Origin of the sequence: Paracoccus aurantiacus (assembly GCF_007993065.1) — a bacterium.
Lineage (GTDB): Bacteria > Pseudomonadota > Alphaproteobacteria > Rhodobacterales > Rhodobacteraceae > Paracoccus > Paracoccus aurantiacus.
This window is the reverse complement of record NZ_VOPL01000001.1, coordinates 1072099-1096918: the sequence shown is the minus strand read 5'-3', so window position 1 is coordinate 1096918 and position 24820 is coordinate 1072099. Positions and strand designations below refer to the sequence as shown.

Sequence of the window (24820 nt, the reverse complement as noted above, 5' to 3'; positions counted from 1 at the left end):
AATTTTCAGGGGTGACTTAGCGTCCCTTGGTGGATTCTGCCAGCACGAACAGGCGACAGGCGGTGCCAAGGCCGACCTCTGGCGGGCGCACATGGTCGATTTCAGCGATCAGCGCGGCGCGGGTGGTGCCGCGCGTCTTGGCGATCCGTTCGAGCGCCCGCCAGAACGCGTCTTCAAGACTGACCGAGGTGCGATGCCCGTCGATGGAAACCGAGCGCTTCGCCGGCGCGTCCATCGGCGGCAGGTCAATCGTCACGCTTCACCCCGTCGAGATGCTTTGCCGCGCGGTCCTTGTCGGCCTGTTCGGCAAGCCTTTGTGTCTTGGTGCGGCCATGCTTGGCGGCGTTGGCATCCGCCTGTTGGCGGGCGTCCTCACGGGCCTTCTGCTTGCGGAAGCGGTTGAGGTTGGTGATCTGGGTCATGGTCACTGGTTCGGCCGTTTGCAATTTGGCGGTGCCCATAGCTTACAGCGCCAGGCCGACCTTGGCGATCACGACATCAGAAAGATCTTTCGCGCTGGCTGCCGACGGAATTCTATAAATCGATAGCTGCAGATCGATACGATGGAAAGCACAGCCAAATACACGGCGATTACCGGCGTCCTGACCCAGAGTTGATCGCCGAGGAGCAGATTGAAGGCGTGCAGGATTTGCCAATGCCAGATGTAGATGCTGAAGCACATCATCCCTATCAATTGAAGCAGTCTGATTTCCAAAACCGCCCTGATGAAATGAAGATCAGGAACGGATTGCAGCAGAAGGATCATCATCGCCGTGCCCGATGCCAGCAGTAAATTGGCAAGTGTCTGCACCTCAGGCGGTAGCTCACCGACATATCGCGCCGTTGACAGCAGCAGAGCGAGGTAAATGCAAGCAACGGTCGCAAGGGTGAGCACATAGCCTATCGGCCCGCGCAGCGAGTCCCGGCCGTTTCTACGAAACCAGAAATGCGCTGCGAGCATCCCGATGCAGAAATCACCTAACCTGCCGGGAATCGTATCGGCGACATCGTTAAGGTATTTACCTTCTTCATGAAAAGCGGCCGTAGCAAGCGCGTGAAACAGAAACGCCGCGGCTGTCAGCAGACCAAGCACCAAGACGACTCCGCGGGTCCGGGTCAGAATGAGCAGGATCGGGAAAAGCACGGAAAACCAGATCTCGATCCCGAGCGACCATAATGGCGGGTTGTTGGGCGGGAAAAAGACCACGGGCGTCGGAAGCAGAGCAAACAGAAATATAACCGCGTTTGCCGCGACCCAGAAAATCGGCTCACCGAAAAGCATCGCGAGGCAGACGGACACATTTACATAGTACAGAGGAAGAAGCCTTTGGGCACGCTTCTTGAGGAACACGAATGGCTCAAAATTTACTGCCTGTTGCTTTGCGAAGGGCAGGTACAGGACGAAGCCCGAGAGTACGAAGAAAATATTCACACCGAGCCAGCCATTATAGATAAAAGGCTGGACCAGAAAATATGTCAGCGCGGAGGTATCTGAGGCCGGAACGGGCGATTGCAATGGCTGCAGTATGTGATGGGCCAGGACCATGAGTATCGCGATGCCGCGCATGCCATTTATGTAGCCGATTTTGCCGTAACGCCTGCTTGTGGCCATGACTGTCCTACCCTCGTAAGAAGGAGTTTGGTAAACAATGGTGTGATATTAGTACGTTACACGAATCGGTTAACAAAAGAAACTGCTATGATTTGTTAATCGTGGGAGGATATGAGTGTGCGTGTGATATTCACTGGTGAATCACGCCGTACGCCGTCATATGAGCCTGATTGTCCTGGTCTGTATTTTCGCGGTAGCTTGACGATTTATTCACGGTCGAGCGTTCAACGATCACAATCAGGAATTTCAGGCTGGCAAGGCCGATAACCCAATCTTCTGATGGAAAATGCTGATGAGCGCCCAGATGAGGCAGCAGCTAATGTCTCTGCATTACTGCCCGTTCGCGGGAACCGAATGGCTCCATCGGGGCATCCCGCTAGCGAATTGGCAAAGCATATAGCAGGAAATATATTCTGAGGTCGCTATTCGCGTCATTCGATCCGGTTCAGATCGGCGTTTCGGCGAAGAGGTACCGGGGAATTCTGCCTCGCCCCGGTCAAGTAATTGCTCGGCGGGCATGTAATATAGACTGCGCAGCACGGTCACTGGAGTTCATGTCGAACTTGGGCTTCGAGCGGCGAAGTAGCATAAAAAAAGGCGCGCCTCATCGGCGCGCCTTCTGTTCGACTCCGCGGGATGATCAATCTTCCGGGCCGATCATCTTCTCTGGCCGGACGATCTTGTCGAATTCCTCCTCGGTCACAAAACCCATGCCGACGGCTTCCTCGCGCAGCGTCGTTCCGTTCTTATGGGCGGTCTTCGCCACCTTGGTCGCGTTGTCATAGCCGATGGTGGGCGCCAGCGCCGTCACCAGCATCAGCGATTCCTTCATCAGCTTGTCGATCCGGGCCGTGTTCGCCTGCGTTCCGGCGACCATATTATCGGTGAACGACCCCGCGGCGTCGCCCAGAAGCTGCATCGACTGCAGCACGTTATAGGACATCATCGGGTTATAGACGTTCAGTTCGAAATGGCCTTGCGAGCCGGCAATCCCGACCGCCGCGTCATTGCCCATGACATGGGCGCAGACCATGGTCAGCGCCTCGGCCTGGGTCGGGTTGACCTTGCCGGGCATGATGGAAGACCCCGGCTCATTCTCGGGCAGGATCAGCTCGCCCAGACCCGAACGCGGGCCGGAGCCCAGCAGGCGCAGGTCGTTGGCGATCTTGAAGAGGCTCGCCGCGATGGTTTTCAGCGCGCCCGAGAAGAAGACCATCGCGTCATGGGCCGCCAGCGCCTCGAATTTGTTCGGGGCGGTGACGAAGGGCAGGTCGGTGATCTTCGCGATTTCGGCGGCGATTTCCCTGTCCCAGCCCTTCTTGGTGTTCAGTCCGGTGCCGACGGCTGTGCCGCCCTGCGCGAGTTCATAGATCTGCGGCAGGCACAGTTTCACCCGCTCGATCCCCATGCGGACCTGATGGGCGTAGCCGCCGAATTCCTGACCCAGCGTCAGGGGCGTCGCATCCTGCGTATGGGTACGGCCGATCTTGATGATGTCCTTGAACTCGGCGCTTTTGGCTTCCAGCGCCGATGCCAGCTTTTCCAGACCCGGCAGTAGCGTGTCACGGGCCATCATGCCAATGGCGACATGCATCGCGGTCGGGAAAGTGTCGTTGGAGGACTGGCCCATGTTCACATGATCGTTCGGATGAACCGGCTTTTTCGAACCCAACTCGCCGCCGAGAATTTCGATGGCGCGGTTCGACACGACCTCATTCGCGTTCATGTTGGACTGCGTGCCAGACCCCGTCTGCCAGACGACCAGCGGGAAATTGTCGTCGAACTTGCCTTCGAACACTTCGGTCGCGGCCTGCTCCATGGCCTTTGCCACATCGTCGGGCAGCTTGCCCTCCTTGTGGTTGATCCGCGCCGCCGCCAGCTTGATCGCGCCAAGCGCGCGAATGATGGCGACCGGCTGGCGTTCCCAACCGATGGGGAAATTCATGATCGAACGCTGCGTCTGCGCGCCCCAGTATTTGGAGGCATCAACCTCCAGCGGGCCGAAGCTGTCGGTTTCGGTGCGGGTCTTGGTCATATGCGGCTCCCTCGCGAATTTGCGTGGGTTTTAGCGTCAGGCCGGAGGATTCGCAAATGGTATGCGGCTGTATGCTGTCAGGTAAGGGTAGCAGATCGCCTCTCGGTATGAAGGGAGATGGTGCGTAGAATCTCACGGCGGATCAACCCGCTGCCCCAACGGATCATCAGCCAGCGCAGATCAAATCGTCGGCGCGCGGCCATGTCGCTGGCAGTCGCGCGTGTTTCCATGCTCAGAAGGGTGCAGCCGCCAATCGCTTTGCGCGCAGCGCCTGATCGATCAGCGATGGAGCGCTTATTTGCGCCACTTGTCCAGGCTGACGACCTCGCCGCTGCCTTTCTGGGCATCGTCGGCGGCGACCTCCTCGATCTCGGCCTCTTCGAGCTCGTCGTCCTCGTCTGATTCCTGTGTCTCAAAACGAAGACCGAATTCGACCGAAGGATCGACGAACGTTCTGACCGCATTAAACGGAATGACCAGCTTTTCAGGCGCGTTGCCAAAATTCAGCGTGATCGTGAACCCGTCATCGGTCACGCGAAGATCCTCGTACCAGTGCTGGATAACAATGGTCATGTCGTCGGGATAGCGTTCGCGCAGCCAATCTGCGATCTCGACGCCGTCTTCGCGGGTGTCGAAGGTGATGAAGAAATGATGCTCGCCCGGCAGACCCTGATCCGCGACGCGCTGCAGAACATCGGCGATCACCCCCTGCATCGCACGATGCATCAATCCGCCATAGTCGATTGCGCGCGTCATCTGGAAGCCCCTTCTCGCCGTAATCCCTCGGCGCAGTCGCCGCGATCGGGTCGAGTATAGGGATTGAACCCGCTATGAAAAGGGGGCGACTGTCGCGCTTTGCGGCAGGTCGGCGTAAAGGGCGAAAATGAACTACGAGTTGTTTCTGACACTGATCGGCGCGATCACCCTTATGGCGGCCGTGCTCCCGCATTTCCTGAGGAATCTGCCGGTTTCACTGCCGATGGTCCTGGTTGCCTGCGGGCTTCTTCTGCCCTTCGCACTGCCGAATTTTCCGACGATCGACGTCATTTCATTCGGGCTGCTGATCGAGAAGCTGACCGAATTTGCCGTCATCATGTCGCTTACCGGCGCCGGACTGAAGATCGACCGGCGCATCGGGTGGCGGTCCTGGTCGACAACCTGGCGATTGCTGGCAATCACCATGCCGCTGTCCATTATCATGGTGGCACTCGGCGGGATGTGGCTGGTCGGGTTGCCATTGGCGGCGGCGGTGCTGCTGGGGGCTGCCATTGCGCCGACCGATCCGGTTCTGGCGGCCAGCGTGCAGGTGGGCAAGCCGCGCGAGGGAAATGAGCCCGAGACGCGATTTGCGCTGACCAGCGAGGCCGGGTTGAATGACGGGCTGGCCTTTCCCTTTGTGTATCTGTCAATTGCGCTGGTAAGTCAGGGTCTTGGCGCCGATATGCTGTGGAACTGGCTGACGGTTTCGGTTCTGTGGAAGATCGGTTGCGGCGTCGCGATGGGGGTGCTGGTCGGCACGGTCGTTGCGCGGCTGGTTTTCGTCATCGTCAACCCCGCCAAAGGCGCGCAGGGATTTGTCGCCTTGTCGTTGACACTGACCGCCTACGGGCTGTGCGAGCTGGCGCATGGCTATGGATTCATTGCGGTTTTCGTCGCCGCCCTGACCTTCCGCGATTTCGAGCGTGAGGACGAGTATCATGTGGTCCTTCACGACTTCGGCGAAGAAATCGAGATGCTGTTTCTGGCTTTGCTTCTGATGATGCTCGGGGTGGCCGTAGCGCAGGGATTGCTGGGCTATCTGAGCGTGCCGATGGTGGTTCTGGCCGTGCTGGTCATTGCCGTCATCCGCCCGCTTTGCGGCTGGATCGGGCTGTTGGGCAGCGGGCTTTCCTATCGGCAGCGGGTGGGGATCTCGGTGCTTGGAATCCGCGGGATCGGCACGTTCTATTACCTCTCCTATGCCTTGAACAACGCGGAGTTCGACATTGAACTGGGCCGCGAACTATGGGCGATCTCGGCGCTGATCGTGCTGATCTCGGTGGTGCTGCATGGCATCTGGGCCCCGCGTATCATCAGCGTCGCTGACGAGCAGGATCAGATAAAATAACCAAGAATTTCAGGGGGTTGAAAGTGCAGGATTCTGTTGCAAGGCTCCTGCGGGCCCCGCCTTACGCGGCTAAGCGCAAGGAGTTAGGTTTCGGTTACCCGAGCTGCTTACGCAGCCAGAGCGACCGGAGCACGGTTGTCGTTGGCAACTGTACGTTTTGCACCGATAACGGTGGTAGCTCACCGAGGCAAAGCCATCCCCTTTACACGTTCGTCGATCCTGTTTCGGCCCCAGATCCCCCCAACGAAGGCGAATTTGGTGGAGCCGCCGGGTACCGCCCCCGGGTCCGATCCGCTTATTACGAGCGCGTTTATGCCCATAGTCCGGGCGAACCCGAACAGGGGGAATATAGGGGCGCAGGGTGCCGGGAACAAGGGTATGTTTTCCGTATGGAACGCGTAGATAACCCGTATATAACGCGTATATACAGAAATTTCCGGGGGTTGGATGGCACAGGCAATCGCTTTGAACGACACCGCACTGGCGGATGCGCTGCTGCGCGCGCTGGAGGATCACGTCCTGCCACTGACCCGGAAAGGTGTCGCGCAAGGCAACAAGATTTTCGGCGCCGCACTTCTGCGCAAGTCGGATGGCAGCACCGTTCTGGCCGAGACGAATAACGAGACCGAGAACCCGCTGTGGCATGGCGAGGTGCATCTGCTGAAACGCTATCGCGAGGTGCCGGACCTGCCGCCGCCCGAGGAGCTGATCTTCCTGTCCACGCATGAGCCCTGTTCGATGTGCCTGTCAGCGATCACCTGGGCGGGGTTCGACAATTTCTTCGACTTCTTCACCCATGAGGACAGCCGCGACAGCTTTGCCATCCCGCACGATCTGAAGATCCTGAAAGAGGTCTTTACGCTCAATCCGGGCGGATACCGGCGCGAGAATGCCTATTGGAAAGCACGCTCTGTGGCCGAGGTGATTGCGGATGCTGACCCGGATCAGCAAGCGGCACTGAAGGCGCGGGCGGATGCGATCAGGGCGGAATATGACGCGCTGTCGGGGGCCTATCAGGACGGCAAGGCCGCTAACGACATTCCGCTGCGCTAAGCCGTGGGCAGGGCTTAGCCGGCGGCGCTGTTATCATGCGCGGCCATGGCCTGTTTCTTGGCGCGGTTGCCGCAGGTGGCCATGTCGCACCAGCGGCGCGACCCGTTTTTTGAGCGGTCCACGAACAGCCAGTGGCAGTCGGAAAAGGGGCATTCCTTGATCCGCGCGACCTCGTCACTGCTGAACAGATCCAGCGCCGACCATGCGATACTGCCCAGTGCCTGTTCCGCAGTGTCAAATTGCGGGCGCAGCGGCATCCCCCCAAGCTGTGCGCGAGACAGCGCGGCGGCAGCGGCATCGCGCAGGTCGTTCAGCGCATCGTCAGGCGGGGATGCGCCGTTTGCAATTGCCGAACCTATACGTGTAATCGCAGCGCGCAACGCGTGCGCCGCCGCCAGCGTAGGGTCAGGGTCCGGGGCAGTCGCCGCGTCCGTCGCGCGCAGTCCCGACACGCGCAGCCAGTGGCGCAGCGCGTCAGCCGTTGCAAGCTGATCCGCCTCGCGCGCTGTCCCCCGCCAGCTTATCGTATTGGCGAAATCGAGCGCGATATTTCCGGCGATGCGGTGTGGTGACGGCATCCCTGACAATGGCCCCATATGCGATGATCCAGTCATCGCAACGACAGGCCGGAAAGACAAGTCGCGGGTCTGCGCAACACGGGCCGGGCTGCGGGATCAGCGCAAGTGCTGCTGGTCCACAAGAATCTGGTGAATCTGGATGCGGTCGGGAAGTTCCATCAGCAGGTCCTCGTCGCGCGGCAGATGGTGCACGGTTTCCGGGTCGCCTTTTGTGAAAGCCGTCATCGCATCCATGTCGGCCCAATAGGAAATGGTGGTGAACCAGGTTTCGGTTTCGCGATCCTCGCGCAGCAGTTGGACGCCGAGCGCCGTCTTCAGCAGCGGCGGCACCCCGTTGGCGCGATTGTAACTTTCATACTCGTCAGCGTTTTCAGGCGTCGTGCGACCGCGCCAGATACGGGCGATGGTTGGGGTCGTGGTCATGATGTTCCTTTGTCATGCAAGGGTGCGCGACAGAAAATCGCGCAGAAGGGGCAGGGCGTCGTCGAAATGGGATTCCAGCAGCCAGTGGCCGGCATCCGGCAACAGATGCAGTTCCGCATCGGGCAGGTCGCGCAGATACGCATGGGCGGAAGCCTGCGGCATATAGCCATCCTGCGGTCCCCAGACGATCAGCGTCGGCGGCTGATATTCGCGCAGATACGCCTGATAACGCGGGAACCAGTCTAGATTCTGCTCAAGCCGCTCCATCAGGTTGACGGCAATCTGGCGCCGCGCCGGGGTATCCATCAACGGCCAGTGCAGTTTCCAGAGATCGGGCGGGATTCGCGCGGCGATCCGGTCCGACACCTCGCCAATGAATTCCGCGCGAAAGCCGTCTTCGCTGACGGCATCCTCCAGCGGGCGGCGGGCGTCCGGGGTTTTTTGCGACCAATAGGTTTTGATGGTTTCGTATTTGGGGCCGAGAACATCTTCGTAGATGTCGCCGTTCTGGATAATCAGCGCCGCGATGCGCTGAGGGTTCGCGATCGCGTGGCGCAGCCCGATCTGAGAGCCATAGTCGTGCAGCCACAGCGCGTAGCGATCCAGCCCGAGCGTATCCGCGAACGCCCCCAGCAGATCCGCATAGGCATCGAAATCGCAGGCGAATGATTCCGGGTCAGGGGTGTCGCTGTAACCGAAGCCCGGCCAGTCGAATGAAATCGTGCGCCACGTGTCGGCCAATGCGGGCATCAGGCGGCGGAACTGAAAGGACGAACAGGGATAGCCATGCGGCAGCAGCAGAACCGGCGCGTCAGGTGGGCCGGCCTCTCGGATGAACAGCTTGTGCCCTGCGATTTCTGCGAATCGATGTGTTGTCTGTTTCATGGCTGCATTCTGATCAGAGTGAACCAGCAAAACAAGTTTTGATAGTTCGGTGCGTGCAGCAGGCTGGCCAAGAGGCGTTAGGCGTGACCTAACGCCTTGACAAAGAAGGAAAACCGGCCCGCTTGCGTGGGCCGGTTCTTGCCGGTGCCGGACTGTCCGGGCCGGTTCGGATCAGACGAACAGGAAGCTTTGTTCGTTCTCGACTGCTTGCAGCAGGTCCGAGGCGCGGACACCGTCAAGCAGGATGGTGCTGCCGCCGCCAAGGTCGATCAATGCGCCGTCGGCGGTGGCGGTGATGCGGCCCTGAAGGTCGTCGAAATCCTCGATCCCGCTGTTGTTGATGTTGCGGGGGATGACGATGACGTCTTGTTCGTCAATCCTGTTGCTGGTGCCGGGGCCGTCCCAGCCAAGTTCGAAAAGGTCGATGGTGTCGTTTCCGTCAGCCCCGGCATAGTGGTAATAGGTTTCGCCCCAGCCGGACAGAAGGTCGTCGCCGCCCTGGCCATAGATGTGATCCTCGCCCTGCTGGGGGTTGGTCGAGGGCACCGTCACCACATCCCAAGAAGACCCGGCGTCGATGGTGTCATTGCCACCGCCGCCATAGATCACATCGCTGCCGAAATCGCCGTAAAGATCGTCATTGCCGCTGCCCGACACGATGGTGTCGTTGCCGTAATCGGCGTAAATGTTGTTATTGCCGAGATGATCATAGACCCTGTCATCGCCCGCGCCCGGACGGATATAGTCATCGCCCGCGCCGTCATAGATCAGGTCGTTGCCGCTGCTGGAGCGGATGCTGTCATTGCCGAGACCGGAATAGATGGTGTCGTTGCCTGCGCCGGATTCGATCGTGTCGTTGCCGGTGAAGGCGCCGGTATCGCCGATGACGTCATTGCCGTCCCCGGCGATGAGGTGGTCGTCGCCATCGCCCGAAACAATGGTGTTGTTGCCCGAGCCTGCGTCGAGAACATCGTCCCCCGCGCCGAACTTGTCGCTGAGGAAGTCGTTTCCGGTGCCGCCATAGACGGTATCGCTGCCCTCGCCCGAACGGATCAGGTCGTTTCCGGCATCGGCATAGACGAGATCGTCGCCGCCGCCGCTTTCGACGGTGTCATTGCCTTCGCCCATATAAAGGATATCGGCGAAATCGCCGCTTTCATAGGCGTCATCCCCGGCATAGCCAAAGCCGAGAAGCGGGCCGTCCTTGAAGACCAGCGTGTCGGGGCCGTTGGTGCCGAAATATTCATAGAATTCGTCAATGAGGGTCGGGATCCGTGATTGTGGCATGGGTAATCCTTTCGTGGCGTGTTGCGCGCGAAAATGGGCTGGGTCAGACGATGTCGAAATAGCTGTCGAAATATTGCGGATTGGTCAGCTGATCGACGCTGCGATCCTCGAACAGGATCGAATTGCCGCCGCCCAGATTCAGCACCGCGCCATCAGCGGTATCGGACAGGCGATCCAGAAGGTCATCGACCGAATCGATGCCGCTGCCGTTGATGTCCGAGCGGATGATGATGACGTCCTGCGCGACATCGCGAAGGTCGTCCTCGGGCGTCCCGCCGAAGACCGAGAAGTTCTGGATCGTGTCATTGCCGTCCGCGCCGGTATAGTGGACTGCGGTGTTCGACACGACGCCTGTCCCGGCTGCGTCAGTCAGGATGGTGTTGCTGATCAGGTCATCGCCTGCACCGCCCCAGATCTGGTCAAGACCGGGACGGTAGGTCGGATCCCAATCAAAGAGATAGTCGATCGAGCCTCCGCCAAGGATCGTGTCATTGCCGCCCCCGGCCCTGATGACGTCCCCATAGCGGCCGCCGTCGATGCTGTCATTGCCGCCGCCGCTGATGATCGTGTCGTTTTCCTGACCGGCCTGAATTGTGTCGGTGCCAGACCCGGTCGTGATCCGATCACTGCCCCATTCGTCGACGATCAGGTTATTTCCGAACATGTCGATGACCACGTCATCGCCACCTGCCGACATCAGCGTGTCGTTACCCGTGCCGCCGTCAATGGTGTCATTGCCGCTATAGGCATAGCGCGGATCCTCGTCGAAGACGTAATCGTCGCCCGCACCGGCATAGATCAGGTCGTTGCCGATCCCACCGTTGATGGTGTCGTTGCCGTCGCCTTCGTAAATGACATCGTCGCCGTGGCCAGCAAAAATGGAATCGTTGCCATAGCCGGAATAGATGCGGTCATTGCCAGCACCGCCGTCGAAGGTGTCATTGCCGGTCAGATCGGCGGTGTCGCCCAGGAAATCGTCGCCATCGCCGCCCAGAAGCAGGTCATTGCCGTGGCCGGAATTGATGGTGTCATTGCCAGCGCCGCCGTCCAGGATGTCGTCGTAATTGCCTTCCTTGTCGCTGATGAAGTCGTTGCCGGCCCCGCCATAGGCGGTGTCTGCGCCGGTGCCCACGCGGATGATGTCGTTACCGTCATCGCCGTAAACCAGATCATTGCCGCCATGGGTCCAGATCTGGTCATTGTCGGCCCCGCCGTGGATTTCGTCGGTGAAATCGCCGGTGCGGATGGTGTCATTGCCAGCATCGCCATAACCCAGAACCGGACTGTCGAAATATTCGAGGATGTCAGCGCCGGTTGTGCCGTAAAATTCATAGAATGCGGCGGCGAGCGCCTGAATGCTGTTGGTTTGATACTGTGGCATGAGTCCTCCTGTCGCGTCGCGCAGGGCGGGACGCTAAAACTTATGGCAAAATTTACAGTGACCGGAAATTGCCGACGCGCCCGCGACGGCAGATCAGTCAGGGGCAGACTAGGCACGTGCTCAGCAGGGGATCAAGCAGTTACCGGGACACTGGCGGAAACTGGCCGCAGGTGACCACTGCTTGTGCAATACCCGAGATCCGTCATGAAAAAGGCGGCCCATAGGCCGCCCTTATAGGTTGTGCAGGTCGGGATAATCCCTTGCGGTCAGAACCCTGCCTTGATCTTCTCGAACTCGGCCAGTTGCTTTTCGCGCAGTTGCGGATCGTTCGGGGTCTGGTTCAGGATCGGGGCGTCAATCGGGCCAAGGCCGGTTTTCACCGCTTCCTCGTCCTTGATGGTTTCCATGCCGGCAACTGTGGTCGGGCCGTAGCCGATCGTATCGAGCAGGCCCTTGGCCGATTCCGGGGCGAGCCAGGCATTGATGAAGTCATAGACCTTTTCTTCATTGCCGGGGCCGTCCTTCATGTTGACGAAGCCGCAGATGAAGTTCGACGAGCCTTCCTTCGGCGCGCGCTGGAAGCCCACCGGGTAATTATCGGCCTTCAGATAGGTCACGCCGTCATTCCACGACCACGCGACATCGACCTGACCCGAGGCCATGAGCTGCGCCTGTTCGGACGGGTCGGACCAGTAGGCGGCAACGTTCTGATGCGCTTCGCGCAGCCAGTCCGCTGCGGCCTGAAACTGTTCGTCGCTGACCTCGGTCCAGTCGGTCACGCCGGTCGCCAGATAGGCAAGCGCCCAGACATCGTCGGAACTGTCGGGCAGCGAGGTGCGGCCGGCATAATCCGGGTTTGTGAAGATCGACAGGCTTTCGACATCCTCGGCGGGCACCTTCTCGGTGTTGTAGGCGATTGCGGTCGCACCCCAGTCGGTCGGAATATACCAGACGCCTTCGTCGTCGTGAAACACGTCCGAGCCGTTGAACTGCGGATCGAGGTCCGCATAGGCCGGGATCTTCGAGGTGTCCCACGGCTCGATCAGGCCGGCATCGCGGTATTTCGACACCATCTGGCTGCAGGGATGGACCATATCGGCCTTGAAGCCCGATGCGATCTTCTGGAACGCCTCGTCATCGTCGCCGTAAAGCGCGAAGGTCGGGCTGTCGCCGTTCTTGTCGATATAGCCCTGGAACAGGACAGGCTCTTCGAAGCCGGCCCAGTCGAACACGGTCAATTCGGGATCGGCGGCGAGGGCGGGGGTCGCGAGAACAGCGAGGATCGCGGTCGAGCGCAGGAAGGTCATATGCGATGGCCTTTCGGTTGAGTTTCAGCCTGCCGACGCTAGCGGCTGCCCGAAAAGCGCGCAAGTAAAATGGCTGTCTGCACGATCTGCGCGATGCCTGTCTGCCCGGCAGACAGGCAGGCCAGCAGCGCGCGCAGCATCACCTGTCCAGAAGCTCTGCCCCGCCAGCGATCTTGGGGTCGCGGGTGCCGATGGCCTTTTTGTCCTTGCCCGCGTAATCGACGGCATTCAGGATCGTCTGGATCGCGGCGATGCGGGCGCGCTTCTTGTCATCGGAGCGGATGACCGTCCAGGGCGCGGGCTTGATATCCGACCGTTTCAGCGTGTCCTTGATCGCCTTGGTGTATTCGTCCCATTTGCCCAGCCCCTCGACGTCGATGGAGGACAGCTTCCACTGCTTCAGCGGGTCCTTTTCACGGTCGAGAAAGCGCTTGAGCTGTTCGGCGCGACCGACATTCAGCCACAGCTTCACAAGGATCAGGCCGTCATCGACCAGCATGCCTTCGAAGGCGGGAAGCTGGCGGAAGAACTTGACCCGCTGATCCTCGTTCGAAAAGCCGAAAACACGTTCGACCACGCCGCGGTTATACCAGCTTCGGTCGAACAGCGCGATTTCGCCCTTGGCAGGCAGCCAGTCGATATAGCGCTGGAAATACCACTGGTCGGATTCGCGTTCGGACGGCTTCGGAAGGGCCACGATATAGGCAGAGCGCGGATTGAGGTTTTCGCGCACACGTTCGATGGTGCCGCCTTTGCCTGCCGCATCGCGGCCTTCGAACACCACGACCACGCGCTTGCCGGTGACAGAGATGTCATGCATCATCTTCACCAGCTCGGCCTGAAGCTTCTCCATCTGCTTTTCGTAATCGTCCTTGTCCATCTCTTCTTCATAGGGATAGGACGCGTCCAGGATATCGTCCTTGCCGGCCTTTTCGATGGCCTTTCGGATATCCTTCGGGGCCTTTTCTTCGAAAAAGCGCGTGATCTCGCCAACATAGGGCAGGGGGTGTGGGGATTTGCTGGATTTGGCCATGCGTAAACTCCGTGAACTTGGCCGACTATGCGGCCCGGCGCGCGCGCTGAAAAGGGGCGTGACGGGGCTTTGTCAGGTCCCGATCTTCGAAATGTCGTATTCGGTCGTCTGGTAGATCTCGTTGATCCAGTTGCCGTAAAGCAGATGCGCGTGACTGCGCCAGCGGTTGGAAGGCGGGCGCGCGGGGTCGTCGTCGGGATAGTAATTCACCGGGACGGCGATGGACTTTCCCGCCTCGACATCGCGATCATATTCGTCCTTCAGCGTCGTTGAATCATATTCGAAGTGGTTGAATACATAGAGCGCGCGATGCCCCTCGTCCTGCAGAAGACACGGGCCGACCTCGTCCGAGGCAAGCAGCGTGGTCAGTGCCGGGCGGTCGTCCACATCGGCTGCGCGGACTTCTGTCCAGCGGCTGACCGGGATCAGCAGATCGTCGGAAAATCCGCGCAGGAACGGCGATGCCGGCTGGCGGTTTTCGTGGCGGAAGCAGCCGAAGGCCTTGGCGGGCAGGTCGTGTTTCGGCAATCCGTGGAAGTGCCAGGCCATGGCCATCGCCCCCCAGCAGACGCCGAAGGTGGAATGAACATGGGTCTGCGTCCAGTCGAAGACGCGGCTCAGTTCGTCCCAATAGGTTACCTCCTCGAAGGGAAGCTGTTCGATGGGCGCGCCGGTGATGACAAGGCCGTCGAACTTCTCGCCCGTGGCCTCGACATCCGAAAACTTGCGATAAAAGGACTGCATGTGATCGGCTGCGGTATTGCGGCTTTCATGGTCCGACATGCGGATCAGCTGAAAGTCGATCTGCAGCGGCGTTGCCCCGATCAGGCGGGCAAACTGGTTTTCGGTCTGAATCTTCTTCGGCATCAGGTTCAGAAGCCCGATCCGCAGGGGCCGGATATCCTGCATCGCCGCGCGGCCCGGCGACATGACCATGACGCCTTCATCCGACAGGATGTCGAAGGCGGGCAGGTCATTGGGCAGCGTAATGGGCATTTCAGGCTTCCTTGGTGTTTTTCTGGCGGTCGATGGCTTTCGCGATCAGCCGGTCGAGATCTGCGGGATTGCGCACGTTGCCGACTTCGTCGGCGGTGATCGTCACGCCGCGCCGGGCCATCGCGGCATAGCGGGGCTGGCGGTGGGCCAACGCGCGGGCATAGGTCCAGCGGATGAAGTCGTCGGGATCGACCTGATCTTCGCGCAGGCCCTTTTCAATCCGGTAGGCGCGCCATGCGCCGTCGAGAAATTCCGCTTGATAATACATCGGCTTGGGCGCGCGGTCGAAGCGGCGGACGAGTTCTTCGGTATGTGCGTCTGTCCCCTTGATCCAGACCATCAGCAGGTGCTTTTCCAGCGTGGACAGGACCGGGTCGGCGGGATTTTCGGGGTCCACGACCTCGCAGATGGAACCGCCGCTGTCGCAGACGAAATGCGGCAGGCGGTAGATTTCGGTCGCGCGGGTGATGAAATGCGGCGTGTCCAGAAGCGAGGCGATTTCCGCCTTCTCATGCTCGCGCTGGCGCTTCAGGTATTCGTCGAAGGGCAGGCCGCCGCGTGTTTCGCTGCCCGGCTTGCCCAGATATGTGGACAAGGGCGACAGATTGTCGAAGGTGATGTTGCTGCCGATATAGACGCTGTCGGACAACAGAAGCTCGCGCAGGAAGGGGACCTTCATCGCCTCGCGCTTGAAGTTGTCTGCGATCAGCTCGCCCATATAGCGGGTGCCGATGCGGTAATCGATGCTGTAATGGAACCAGTCGCCAGACGCGCGCAGCATGTTCGACAGATGCGTCTTGCCAAGGCCGGACATGCCGAAGAACAGCACGCGCTTGCGCGGGCTTGCCAACCAATCCTGTCCGGTTGCGTAGATCATGGCCTCTCCATCCTGACCGGCGCAATCTAGGCAGCGGCGCCGCAATAGAAAAGCCCCGCGAAATGCGGGGCTTTCCGATCTGGTGGCGAAAGCGCGATCAGAAGCGATAACCGACCCGCAGCCCAAGGCTGACGGCGTCGTTATCTTCCATTTCGGCGCGGGCCTGATCCGGGGTGCCGGTTTCGGCCTTGGCATCGCCCAGCTTGGTGTAGTTGACACCGGCGGTGAACTTCCAGTTGTCCATGGTATAGATGCCCGCGACGGTGATCGCCTTGCGGCCATTGGTCGGTGCCAGCGGCGAGATGAGATCGCTGTCGCCCTCGGGTTCGTAGGTGAAGGCGACGGTGCCCGACCAGTTTTCGGTAAACTTGCGGCCGACGCCGAGCGTGTAAGTTGTCGTATCATCGAGGCTGACAAGCCCGTCAGGAACGTAAGTGCCGAAAAGCGTCGGGATCACCTTGAAGTCAGACCAGTAGGTGCGGCGGATCTGACCGAAGACGAGCGTGTCGGGTGCAACGCCGGTCTGGAAGTCGAGCGCCAGCATGGACGGCGTCGTGACGTCTGTCGTGCCTTCGGCGACCTGAACCGCGCCAAAGAATTCCTTGGTGTCGAATTCGTGGTCGATATCGGAGTAATAGGTCAGCGCGACGCGGGCCGCGATGTCGGGACGTTCCCACGAGACACCGGCCAGCCAGCCGACCGCCGTGTCATCGGCCAGTTTGGCACGATAGCCTGACAGCGTCGAATAGGCCGCGCCCTGCAGGCGGATGTCGCCCGATGCCTTGGACGAGCGCAGACCGGCATGCACGCCCCAGCTCTCGTTGAACTTGTAGCGTCCGATCACCGAGATCATGGCGCTTTCGACATTCGCCTTGGTTCCGCCCAGCATGACCGAACCCTTGGTCAGCGAGGTCGGGTCGACATCGCCATAGGCAATATCGGCGCCGTAGGGGTGTTCGATAATCAGGGCGGCCGAGATCTGGTCGGTGAACTGATGCTTGTAGCCGAAGGTCAGCACGTTGAAATCGTCGGCGACGTTGCCGGTTTCGCGGCCGCCATAGATGGCGAGGTCCTTGCCGCTGACATCGGGCTTCGTCATCTGAAGGCCGGTTTCGACATAGTTGCCTTCTTCGAACAGGATGCCGATCGATTGGGTCGAGCGTTCGATTCCGGCCGCGAAGACCGGGGCGGCGGTCAGCAGAAGTGCGGCGGCGCTTGTGAGTGTCTTTTTCATATGTCCTCCCTGCGTGGCCTTCGTGGCCTTCGCTTCAACTTTAAGGCTACTCTCCCCCCCTCACGAATCAATCACGACAATGGGATGACGTGGCGTCGAAGGCCGCTGGCCTGCGTCTTTGTGTCGCCGCTGCAACGGTTGCAGCCGGTATGACGTAAGGGAAGCGAGAAATCATGCCGCAATGGAAAGTCGAACCGGACGCGCCAGCCCGCTGCCTGCCGGATCAGCGCCGGCGTCCGAGCGCGTCAGGGACGCAGATTCGGCGCCGATTCTGCCGCTGCCCAGGTGCCTGCCAGCGCGGGTTCGGCCTTTCATTCCCGTGACGGCAGGCTGCCATGCAGGATGCGGGGCTAGACAAAAGCGGCTTGAAGTGAAAAGGGGAACTGCCAAACGAACCCCCGAAAGGATTGCTGCCATGCAGATTCGTGAGGCCCTCACATTCGACGATGTTCTTCTGGTTCCGGCGGCATCGAATGTCATGCCTTCGACCGCCGATGTGACAACCCGCGTGACGCGTGGCATTCGCATGAACATCCCGCTCGTCAGCTCTGCCATGGATACCGTTACGGAAAGCCGGATGGCGATTGCCATGGCGCAGGCGGGCGGCATGGGGGTCGTCCACCGCAACCTGACCATCGAGCAGCAGGCGGACGAGGTGCGGCGGGTGAAGCGCTTCGAAAGCGGCATCGTCTATAACCCGATCACGCTGTCGCCGGAACAGACGCTGGCCGACGCCAAGGCGCTGCAGGATCAGTATAATGTCACGGGCTTCCCGGTCGTGGACGAGGATGGGCGCGTGGTCGGGATCGTGACCAACCGCGACATGCGTTTCGCGAGCGATGACAAGACGCCTGTGAAGGCGATGATGACGGCGCAGAACCTTGCGATCCTGCGCGAACCGGCGGACCGCGCGCAGGCGATTGCGATGATGAAGGAACGCCGGATCGAAAAGCTGCTTGTCACGGATGGCAAGGGCGCGCTGACCGGGCTGCTGACGCTGAAGGATACGGAAAAGGCGGTGCTTAACCCGCTCGCCTGCAAAGACGATCTGGGGCGGCTGCGCGTTGGCGCGGCCTCGACCGTGGGCAATGAGGGTTTTGAACGCAGCAAGGCGCTGGTCGAGGCGGGCGTGGACATGGTGGTCATCGACACCGCGCATGGCCATTCCGAAGGCGTGGCCATGGCGGTCGAGCGGCTGCGCAACTTCTCGAACGAGATCCAGATCGTTGCGGGCAATATCGCGACGGCCGGGGCGGCGCAGGCGCTGATCGACGCGGGCGCGGATGCGGTGAAAGTGGGCATCGGGCCGGGGTCGATCTGCACAACGCGCGTTGTCGCGGGCGTCGGCGTGCCGCAGTTGACCGCGATCATGGATGTCGCGGGCACGGCGGGCGATGTGCCGGTGATCGCCGATGGCGGGATCAAGTTTTCCGGCGATTTCGCCAAGGCCATTGCGGCGGGTGCAAGCTGCGCCATGGTCGGCAGCGCCATTGCCGGGACCGATGAATCGCCCGGCGAAGTGATCCTGTATCAGGGCCGCAGCTTCAAATCCTATCGCGGCATGGGCAGCCTTGGCGCAATGGCGCGCGGATCGGCCGACCGTTATTTCCAGAAGGATGCCGCGACCGACAAGCTGGTTCCGGAAGGTATCGAGGGGCAGGTGCCGTATAAGGGGCCGGTTGCCACGGTCGTTCATCAGATGGTGGGCGGGCTGCGCGCGGCCATGGGCTATACCGGCAGCCCCACGGTCGAGGCGATGCGCGGCGGTTGCGAATTCGTGCGCATCACCGGGGCAGGGCTGAAGGAAAGCCACGTCCATGACGTGCAGATCACGCGGGAAAGCCCCAACTACCGGCTGGGCTGAGCGCTCGGGGACCGACCTCCGAAGCGGGCCGCGCCACGGCCCGCTTTTTTCGTGCGCCTGCATGAAGTGTTTTCTCTGAACCGGCTTTTCGCCGAGCGGATCGTTAAAAAGCTTAGCGTTATACGCTCGTCGGCTAACCATTTGATTATCTATCCTGGTTATGGATCGCAGTCTCGGATGCGGTTTTTTTGTAGCGGGGATGGAAAGACATGGTGGTCCTCTGCTCGTCAGCGCGACGGGATGTGCGGCCTGGGCACGATCAGACGCGGGCGATTGACTATCTGCCGGCCGGATTGTTCGCGGTCATCTGTTTCGCCGTGCTTCTGGGGCTGAAACTGTCCGCAACCGGCGGGATGGGCCAATATCTTGTCGTGGCCGCACCCTGGCAGGGTCGGGCCGCGCTTCTTGACATGGTCTGGCAGGCGGGCGGCGGGATCACCGCCGCTGGTGGGCTGCCGAATATCGCCATTGCGCTTGCAGATTCCCCCGATTTCCCGACCGAACTGCGTGCGCTGGGCGCATGGCTGGTCATTCCCTCGCCAGCCTTCTGGGGCTGCGGTTCTGCCCCTGCGGAGGTGGCGAAATGAAAGTCGAACTTGAAACACTGCGCGCCGGTTATGGAGCACTTCTCGTCTGGCTGTTCTGGGCGCATGTGCCTGTCATGGCGCTTGCGGCGCTGTGGAACAAGGCCATGCCGGTGCCCGAGGCGATGCTGATCGCTGCGACAATCGCACTGGCCTATCAAGTGGTTCACTGGCGATACGGCAATGCGCCAGTGACGCGCAATCTGGCAACCGTCGCGCTGGTCGCAGAGCCGGCATTCCTGCTTGTCCTGTTTGCGGGTCATCCGTGGCAGATGGACATGCATATGTATTTCTTTGCGGTCCTGGCGCTGAACATCGCCTGGTTCGACCGCGCGCAGATGTTTCTTGGGGCAATCGTTACGGCGCTGCATCACCTGCTGCTGCTTTATCTGCTTCCTTATGCGGTGTTTCCCGGCTCTGGCGATCTGGCGCGCGTGCTTCTTCATGCGGTGATCGTCATTTTCCAGATGGTCGTGCTGGTCTGGGTGGTGGGCAAGGTGCGCCAGACATTCCGGCGCATGTCGCGGCTGAGCAGCGATCTGGTTCGCAATGGCGAGGCGCTGGAAGAACGCACCCAGGAGGCCGAGGCCGCAAACCGGGCGAAAAGCCTGTTCCTCGCCAATATGAGCCACGAGCTGCGCACCCCGATCAACGCCATTCTGGGCTTCTCGCATCTGCTGCAGCGCGACGGGCTCGGGTCGCGGCAGAAGGATCAGGTCGCCAAGATCAGCGCTGCCGGCCACACGCTGATGCGCCTTATCAACGATGTGCTGGACCTGTCGAAAATCGAGGCCGGAAAGCTGGAATTCGACGCGCGCGAATTCGACCTGCGATCCGCTGTCGAAAGCCAGCTGCAACTTGTATCGGAAAGCGCGCATGCCAAGGGTCTGCGGGTCGAGGTGCGGATCGACGCGAATATTCCAAACGTGCTGATCTGCGATGACATGCGTTTCAATCAGGTCGTGCTGAATCTGCTGAGCAACGCAATCAAGTTCACCGAGCAAGGGGCGGTCACCTTCACGGCGCAGCTTCTTGGCCAAAGCGACGGGGCCGCGACGATCTGCTGTTCCGTGGGCGATACCGGCATCGGGATTTCCGCAGACCAGCAGAAGGCCCTGTTCAGCTCGTTCGTTCAGGCCGATGCATCCACGACGCGGCGCTATGGCGGGACGGGACTCGGCCTCGCGATCTGCCGCCAGATCATCGAGAAGATGGGCGGCTCCATCGATGTCGAGAGTGAGGAAGGCACCGGCAGCACGTTCAGCTTCACCGTAAAAATGAAGGTTCCGTCAGATGTGACAGTGACCAACAGCGCACCGCCCGTCCAGAGGTCGCTGCGCGTGCTGATCGCGGATGACAATCCCGCGGCACGGCAGATCATTCAGGAAATCTTTGCCCGCTGGGGAATCCAGGCCGATCTTGCCTCGTCAGGCGCGGATGCGCTGCGACGCCTGCAATCCGCGTCGCAGGCCGGCGCGACCTACGAACTGCTTATGATCGACTGGAAGATGCCCGGTATGGACGGGTTCGAAACCCTACGCCGGATGCGCAGATCGGAATCGCCGGTGGGCACGCCCATTGTCGTGATGATGTCTGCCCACGATCTGGATGATTGCAGGACGATCGGCGCCAATTTCGGCATCGACGCCTATGTGGCGAAGCCGGTCGAGGCCGATCTCCTGTCGGCCACGCTGACGAAACTGCTTTCATTTGACACAAAGCCGCAACAGGCCGCGCCCCGTGAGGCGCGCGAGCCTGCGGTTTCCGGCGACCTGTCCGGAAAACGCATCCTGCTGGTCGAAGACAATCAGATCAACCGCGAGATCGCGCGCGAAATCCTTCGCGCCGCGGGGCTGAAAATCGATTGCGCCGAAAATGGTCGCATCGCCTGTGAAATGGTCGAGGCCGGGACCATCGCCTATGACGCGGTGCTGATGGACGTCCAGATGCCGGAACTGGACGGGCTTGCGGCAACTCGTCGCATCAGGACCAGGTTTCCGGCCGACAAGCTTCCGATCATCGCAATGACGGCTCACGCCTATGACGACGACAAGCGGCAATGCCTCGAGGCGGGGATGAACGATCACGTCGCCAAGCCGATTGATCCGCAGCTTCTCCTCTCGACGCTCAGGCGGTGGGTGGAAGCTCCCGCGAAGCAGGTTTCCGCGGCACCGATACAGGGCGGCCCTGCGGGGTCCTTGCCCGCAACCCTGCCTCCGTTCGAGATCGGCAAAGCGCTGGTGCGGGTCAACGGCAACGAGGCCCTGCTGCGGCGACTGATCCTTGGATTCGCGTCGGATTACGGTGACGTCGCCGACCGGATCGCCTGGCATATCGAGGCCGATCAGATGAAAGCGGCCTCTGATCTTGCTCATGCCCTGAAAGGCGTCGCCTCGTCACTGGAACTTCGAGAGGTCGCCGGGCTGGCACGTGCAATCGGCGACACGCTCGCCTGTCGTGACCCCGCGGGCGCAATCCATGCGATCCCGAAACTGCGTAAAGCTCTGCAAGAGGCTTGTGAGGCCGCAAAGCGGATCGAAGGCGACCAGCTTTCGGGCGCGAATGTCACAGCGCTGTCTGCTGCTTCGCCGCGCAATCGTCACGTGGACCTTGATCGCGTGACGGTCATTTATCGAAACTTGCGGGAACAGGTTGACCGCCAAAGCCTTTCTGCGCGCCGCGGCTATGAGGAATTCGCGGAGGCACTGGGCGTTACCGGCAGCGAGCGTGCATCTGATGCGATCAGTGCCGCCCTGACCCGGCTGGATTACGCCGAGGCGCTGTCGCTTCTGGATCAGCGATATGCGGCCCTGACGGGCCCGAAAGATATTCCGGCATGACCCAGCGTTCGAGAATCATGGTCGTAGATGACGAGATCGCCAATATCGAGATGATCGGTGCCGTTCTGGAAGAAGAATACGAGGTTCTTTTCGCCCGCTCGGGCGAGCAGGCGATCGAGCTGGCGCGGCGATCGCGTCCCGACCTGATACTGCTTGATGTGGTCATGCCCGGCATGAATGGATATGACACATGCCGCCGCTTCAAGCAGGACCCGGCGACAGCAGATGTTCCGATCATCTTCACAACGGGCCTCGATGGGGTGGAGAGCGAGGTCGAGGGCCTTTCTCTTGGGGCGGTCGATTACCTCACCAAACCGATCCGCCCCGCGTCGCTGCAGCGCCGTATCGACAATCATTTGGGCCTCAAACAGCTGCGCGACAGGCTCGCGAGCCTCGCGACGCTTGATCCGCTAACCGGCCTCGGAAACCGGCGCATGCTCGACGCGGCATTCGGAACGGATTCGCGGCGTCTGAGCGAGGCAGAGCGGGACGAATGGCGCTCGATAATCCTCGTCGATATTGATTATTTCAAAGGCTTTAACGACCTGTACGGGCACGGCGACGGTGATATCTGCATTCGGCGGGTCGCTGAATGCCTGATCGCCGGAACGCGCCGCGACCGTGATATCTGCGTGCGATATGGTGGCGAGGAGTTCGCCTGTATCCTTCACGCGACCAGCCTGCCAGGTGCGATCCATATCGCCGAGAAAATGCGGCAGGACGTGCAGGAGATGATGATCCCGCATTCCGGGTCCGAAATATCGGATTGGCTGTCGATCAGCGTCGGTCTGGTCAGCGGACGCGTCGGGCTGGATTTGCCGATGACCCAATGGCTGGAGCAGGCCGATCAGCAACTTTACCAAAGCAAGCATGGCGGTCGCAATCGCGTGACAGGCAGAGAACTGGCCGGTCGCTGATGCATGTGCCAGCCAGAACGCAGGCGCGCAGCGGCCCGCCTTTTGCGGTTTGGGCGAAGGCTGATCCTAAGCTCAGGTTTCAGCAAACTGCCTTGTGAGGATCGGGGCGCTTGGTTGCGTCGCCAACGATTTATGAGCCGAGCTGATATGCAGCACGCGCGCCAACCTTGCGGAGAGCTCGACGACGGCTGCGCAGAACGGATATTCTGATGAAACTGAAAGCCTCGGTTTCGCGACGGAATTGGCAATTCGGTGCCGCGGGGCACGGGCAGATACGCTGATATTCGCTGCGGCCGCGGGAAGAAGCGTGATCGAATTAGACATTCCGGCATGGCAATCGCGCATCGCGCTCGCTGTGGCGAAAATTCGCGGATCTGCCCGCGCGATCTCTTCACGAATGTGATGGAGCGTAAACGCGGCTTGGAATGCATCGGGGTGGCGCGGTATCTTCTGGCGAGCGCACTGGGCTGCGATATCCGCCGGTCCTCGGAACATTCTATTTGCTCACTGAAGGAAACTGAGTATAAATAACCGAACGGTCGGTCAAACAAACGCCAGAATTGGGCGTTGCCGGCCATGTTGGGGGGAGCCATGATTGACGCCTTTATCTGCGACGCGATTCGGACGCCGATCGGGCGGTATGGCGGGGCGTTGTCTCAGGTCCGCGCCGACGATCTGGCGGCGATTCCGCTGGCGGCACTGGTCGATCGCAACCCCGGTGTCGATTGGGCCAGCGTCGATGACCTGATCTATGGCTGCGCCAATCAGGCGGGCGAGGATAACCGGAATGTGGGCCGCATGGCGGCGCTTTTGGCCGGACTGCCCGTCGATGTGCCGGGAACGACGATCAACCGCTTGTGTGGATCGGGCATGGATGCAGTCGGCATGGCGGCGCGGGCGATCAAGGCAGGCGATTGCGATCTGGTGATTGCGGGCGGGGTCGAAAGCATGAGCCGCGCGCCTTTTGTCATGCCGAAGGCCGAAACCGCCTTTTCGCGCAGCAATGCGGTTTACGACACGACCATCGGCTGGCGCTTCGTGAATCCGAAGATGAAGGCGCAATATGGCATCGATTCCATGCCGCAGACTGCCGACAACGTGGCAGAGGATTTTGGCATCAGCCGCGAAGATCAGGACGCCTTTGCCGCGCGCAGCCAGGACCGCTGGCAGGCGGCGCAGGAAGCCGGTCGCTTTGCCGATGAGATAGTGCCGGTCAGCATCCCGCAGAAAAAGGGTGAGGCGGTTGTCGTCGATACAGATGAACACCCCCGTCCGGGCACAACGGCAGATAAGCTGGCGAAACTGAAGGGTGTGAACGGGGCAGAGAAAACCGTGACGGCGGGCAATGCGTCTGGCGTGAATGACGGGGCCTGCGCGTTGCTGATTGCCAGCAAGGAGGCGGCAGAAAAGAACGGGCTGACGCCCAAAGCCCGCATTATCGCCATGTGCGCCGCGGGGGTCGAGCCGCGGATCATGGGCATCGGCCCCGCGCCTGCCGCGAAGAAGGTGCTGGCGCGCGCCGGTCTGACCATCGACCAGATGGACGTGATTGAATTGAACGAGGCTTTCGCATCACAGGGGCTGGCCACGCTGCGCGAGCTTGGACTTCCCGACGATGCCCCCCATCTTAACCCGAATGGCGGGGCGATCGCGCTTGGGCATCCGCTCGGGATGTCGGGCGCACGGCTGGTCACGACGGCGATGTATGAACTGCAGCGCACCGGCGGCAGATATGCGCTATGCTGCATGTGTGTCGGCGTCGGTCAGGGCATCGCCATCATTATCGAACGCGTCTGAGGAGGAACTG

At 60.7% G+C, this 24820-nt stretch carries 23 protein-coding genes and 1 other RNA gene; 7 read left to right on the top strand and 17 right to left on the bottom strand.

Going from position 1 to position 24820, the window contains the following annotated elements:
- Positions 1-16: 16 nt before the first annotated feature.
- The 5 genes from FQV27_RS05295 to FQV27_RS05275 form a co-directional block, all read right to left on the bottom strand.
- Entirely contained in the window at positions 17-235 is a 219-nt protein-coding gene (locus FQV27_RS05295) for a ribbon-helix-helix domain-containing protein (protein WP_147096865.1), read from the bottom strand.
- Between the two features lie 10 nt (positions 236-245).
- A complete protein-coding gene (locus FQV27_RS05290; protein ID WP_147096754.1) occupies positions 246-422 on the bottom strand; it encodes a DUF4169 family protein in 177 nt (58 codons plus the stop codon).
- A gap of 68 nt (positions 423-490) precedes the next feature.
- Complete coding sequence (locus tag FQV27_RS05285) at positions 491-1612, bottom strand: acyltransferase family protein (protein WP_147096753.1); 1122 nt, start codon at positions 1610-1612, stop codon at positions 491-493.
- A 640-nt stretch (positions 1613-2252) separates the two neighbouring features.
- The gene (gene fumC / locus FQV27_RS05280; protein ID WP_147096752.1) at positions 2253-3647 is read right to left on the bottom strand and encodes a class II fumarate hydratase; all 1395 of its coding nucleotides are present in this window, start codon (positions 3645-3647) and stop codon (positions 2253-2255) included.
- Between the two features lie 294 nt (positions 3648-3941).
- Positions 3942-4403 (bottom strand): SspB family protein, encoded by a 462-nt coding sequence (locus FQV27_RS05275; protein ID WP_147096751.1) that lies wholly within the window; start codon positions 4401-4403, stop codon positions 3942-3944.
- Between the two features lie 127 nt (positions 4404-4530).
- Between FQV27_RS05275 and FQV27_RS05270 the strand changes: the two genes are divergently transcribed.
- Complete coding sequence (locus FQV27_RS05270; RefSeq protein WP_147096750.1) at positions 4531-5754, top strand: cation:proton antiporter; 1224 nt, start codon at positions 4531-4533, stop codon at positions 5752-5754.
- Between the two features lie 22 nt (positions 5755-5776).
- On the opposite strand, the gene ssrA is transcribed toward FQV27_RS05270, so the two are convergent.
- Positions 5777-6132: a transfer-messenger RNA gene (gene ssrA / locus FQV27_RS05265) on the bottom strand.
- A 69-nt stretch (positions 6133-6201) separates the two neighbouring features.
- Here ssrA and FQV27_RS05260 point away from each other — a divergent pair.
- A complete protein-coding gene (locus FQV27_RS05260) occupies positions 6202-6807 on the top strand; it encodes a nucleoside deaminase (protein ID WP_186827217.1) in 606 nt (201 codons plus the stop codon).
- A 14-nt stretch (positions 6808-6821) separates the two neighbouring features.
- Here the strand turns inward: FQV27_RS05260 and FQV27_RS05255 are convergent, their stop codons facing one another.
- The 10 genes from FQV27_RS05255 to FQV27_RS05210 all read right to left on the bottom strand — a co-directional run bounded on the left by FQV27_RS05255 (position 6822) and on the right by FQV27_RS05210 (position 16808).
- Positions 6822-7385, bottom strand: coding sequence for a CGNR zinc finger domain-containing protein (locus FQV27_RS05255; RefSeq protein ID WP_222611658.1), 564 nt, complete (start codon positions 7383-7385; stop codon positions 6822-6824).
- Between the two features lie 96 nt (positions 7386-7481).
- Positions 7482-7808: an antibiotic biosynthesis monooxygenase family protein gene (locus FQV27_RS05250; protein ID WP_147096748.1), complete on the bottom strand. Its 327-nt coding sequence runs from the start codon at positions 7806-7808 to the stop codon at positions 7482-7484.
- A 12-nt stretch (positions 7809-7820) separates the two neighbouring features.
- Positions 7821-8693 carry an alpha/beta fold hydrolase gene (locus FQV27_RS05245; RefSeq protein WP_147096747.1) on the bottom strand — a complete coding sequence of 291 codons (873 nt, stop codon included), beginning with the start codon at positions 8691-8693 and terminating at the stop codon, positions 7821-7823.
- Positions 8694-8864: 171 nt separating this feature from the next.
- Entirely contained in the window at positions 8865-9980 is a 1116-nt protein-coding gene (locus tag FQV27_RS05240) for a calcium-binding protein (protein ID WP_147096746.1), read from the bottom strand.
- A 43-nt stretch (positions 9981-10023) separates the two neighbouring features.
- Positions 10024-11361, bottom strand: coding sequence for a calcium-binding protein (locus FQV27_RS05235; RefSeq protein ID WP_147096745.1), 1338 nt, complete (start codon positions 11359-11361; stop codon positions 10024-10026).
- 266 nt (positions 11362-11627) lie between these two features.
- On the bottom strand, positions 11628-12668 hold the full coding sequence (locus FQV27_RS05230) for an ABC transporter substrate-binding protein (protein WP_147096744.1): 1041 nt from the start codon (positions 12666-12668) through the stop codon (positions 11628-11630).
- Positions 12669-12807: 139 nt separating this feature from the next.
- Entirely contained in the window at positions 12808-13701 is an 894-nt protein-coding gene (gene ppk2 / locus FQV27_RS05225; protein WP_147096743.1) for a polyphosphate kinase 2, read from the bottom strand.
- 72 nt (positions 13702-13773) lie between these two features.
- Positions 13774-14697 (bottom strand): homoserine O-acetyltransferase MetA, encoded by a 924-nt coding sequence (gene metA / locus FQV27_RS05220; protein WP_147096742.1) that lies wholly within the window; start codon positions 14695-14697, stop codon positions 13774-13776.
- A gap of 1 nt (position 14698) precedes the next feature.
- Positions 14699-15574 (bottom strand): ATPase, encoded by an 876-nt coding sequence (locus FQV27_RS05215; protein WP_147096741.1) that lies wholly within the window; start codon positions 15572-15574, stop codon positions 14699-14701.
- A gap of 97 nt (positions 15575-15671) precedes the next feature.
- Positions 15672-16808, bottom strand: coding sequence for an OmpP1/FadL family transporter (locus tag FQV27_RS05210; RefSeq protein ID WP_147096740.1), 1137 nt, complete (start codon positions 16806-16808; stop codon positions 15672-15674).
- A 415-nt stretch (positions 16809-17223) separates the two neighbouring features.
- On the opposite strand from FQV27_RS05210, the gene guaB reads away from it, so the two are divergent.
- From guaB to FQV27_RS05190, 4 genes are all read left to right on the top strand, one after another.
- Positions 17224-18672 (top strand): IMP dehydrogenase, encoded by a 1449-nt coding sequence (gene guaB, locus FQV27_RS05205; RefSeq protein WP_147096739.1) that lies wholly within the window; start codon positions 17224-17226, stop codon positions 18670-18672.
- A gap of 209 nt (positions 18673-18881) precedes the next feature.
- Entirely contained in the window at positions 18882-19259 is a 378-nt protein-coding gene (locus tag FQV27_RS05200) for a hypothetical protein (RefSeq protein WP_147096738.1), read from the top strand.
- Complete coding sequence (locus FQV27_RS05195) at positions 19256-22096, top strand: hybrid sensor histidine kinase/response regulator (RefSeq protein WP_147096737.1); 2841 nt, start codon at positions 19256-19258, stop codon at positions 22094-22096. Before FQV27_RS05200 ends, FQV27_RS05195 begins: the two co-directional genes overlap by 4 nt.
- On the top strand, positions 22093-23013 hold the full coding sequence (locus FQV27_RS05190; RefSeq protein WP_147096736.1) for a diguanylate cyclase: 921 nt from the start codon (positions 22093-22095) through the stop codon (positions 23011-23013). The genes FQV27_RS05195 and FQV27_RS05190 overlap by 4 nt, the downstream gene beginning before the upstream one ends.
- A 72-nt stretch (positions 23014-23085) precedes the next feature.
- On the opposite strand, the gene FQV27_RS05185 is transcribed toward FQV27_RS05190, so the two are convergent.
- The gene (locus FQV27_RS05185; protein WP_147096735.1) at positions 23086-23508 is read right to left on the bottom strand and encodes a hypothetical protein; all 423 of its coding nucleotides are present in this window, start codon (positions 23506-23508) and stop codon (positions 23086-23088) included.
- 99 nt (positions 23509-23607) lie between these two features.
- Between FQV27_RS05185 and pcaF the strand changes: the two genes are divergently transcribed.
- Positions 23608-24810 (top strand): 3-oxoadipyl-CoA thiolase, encoded by a 1203-nt coding sequence (pcaF, locus tag FQV27_RS05180; RefSeq protein WP_147096863.1) that lies wholly within the window; start codon positions 23608-23610, stop codon positions 24808-24810.
- The last annotated feature ends 10 nt before the right edge of the window (positions 24811-24820 follow it).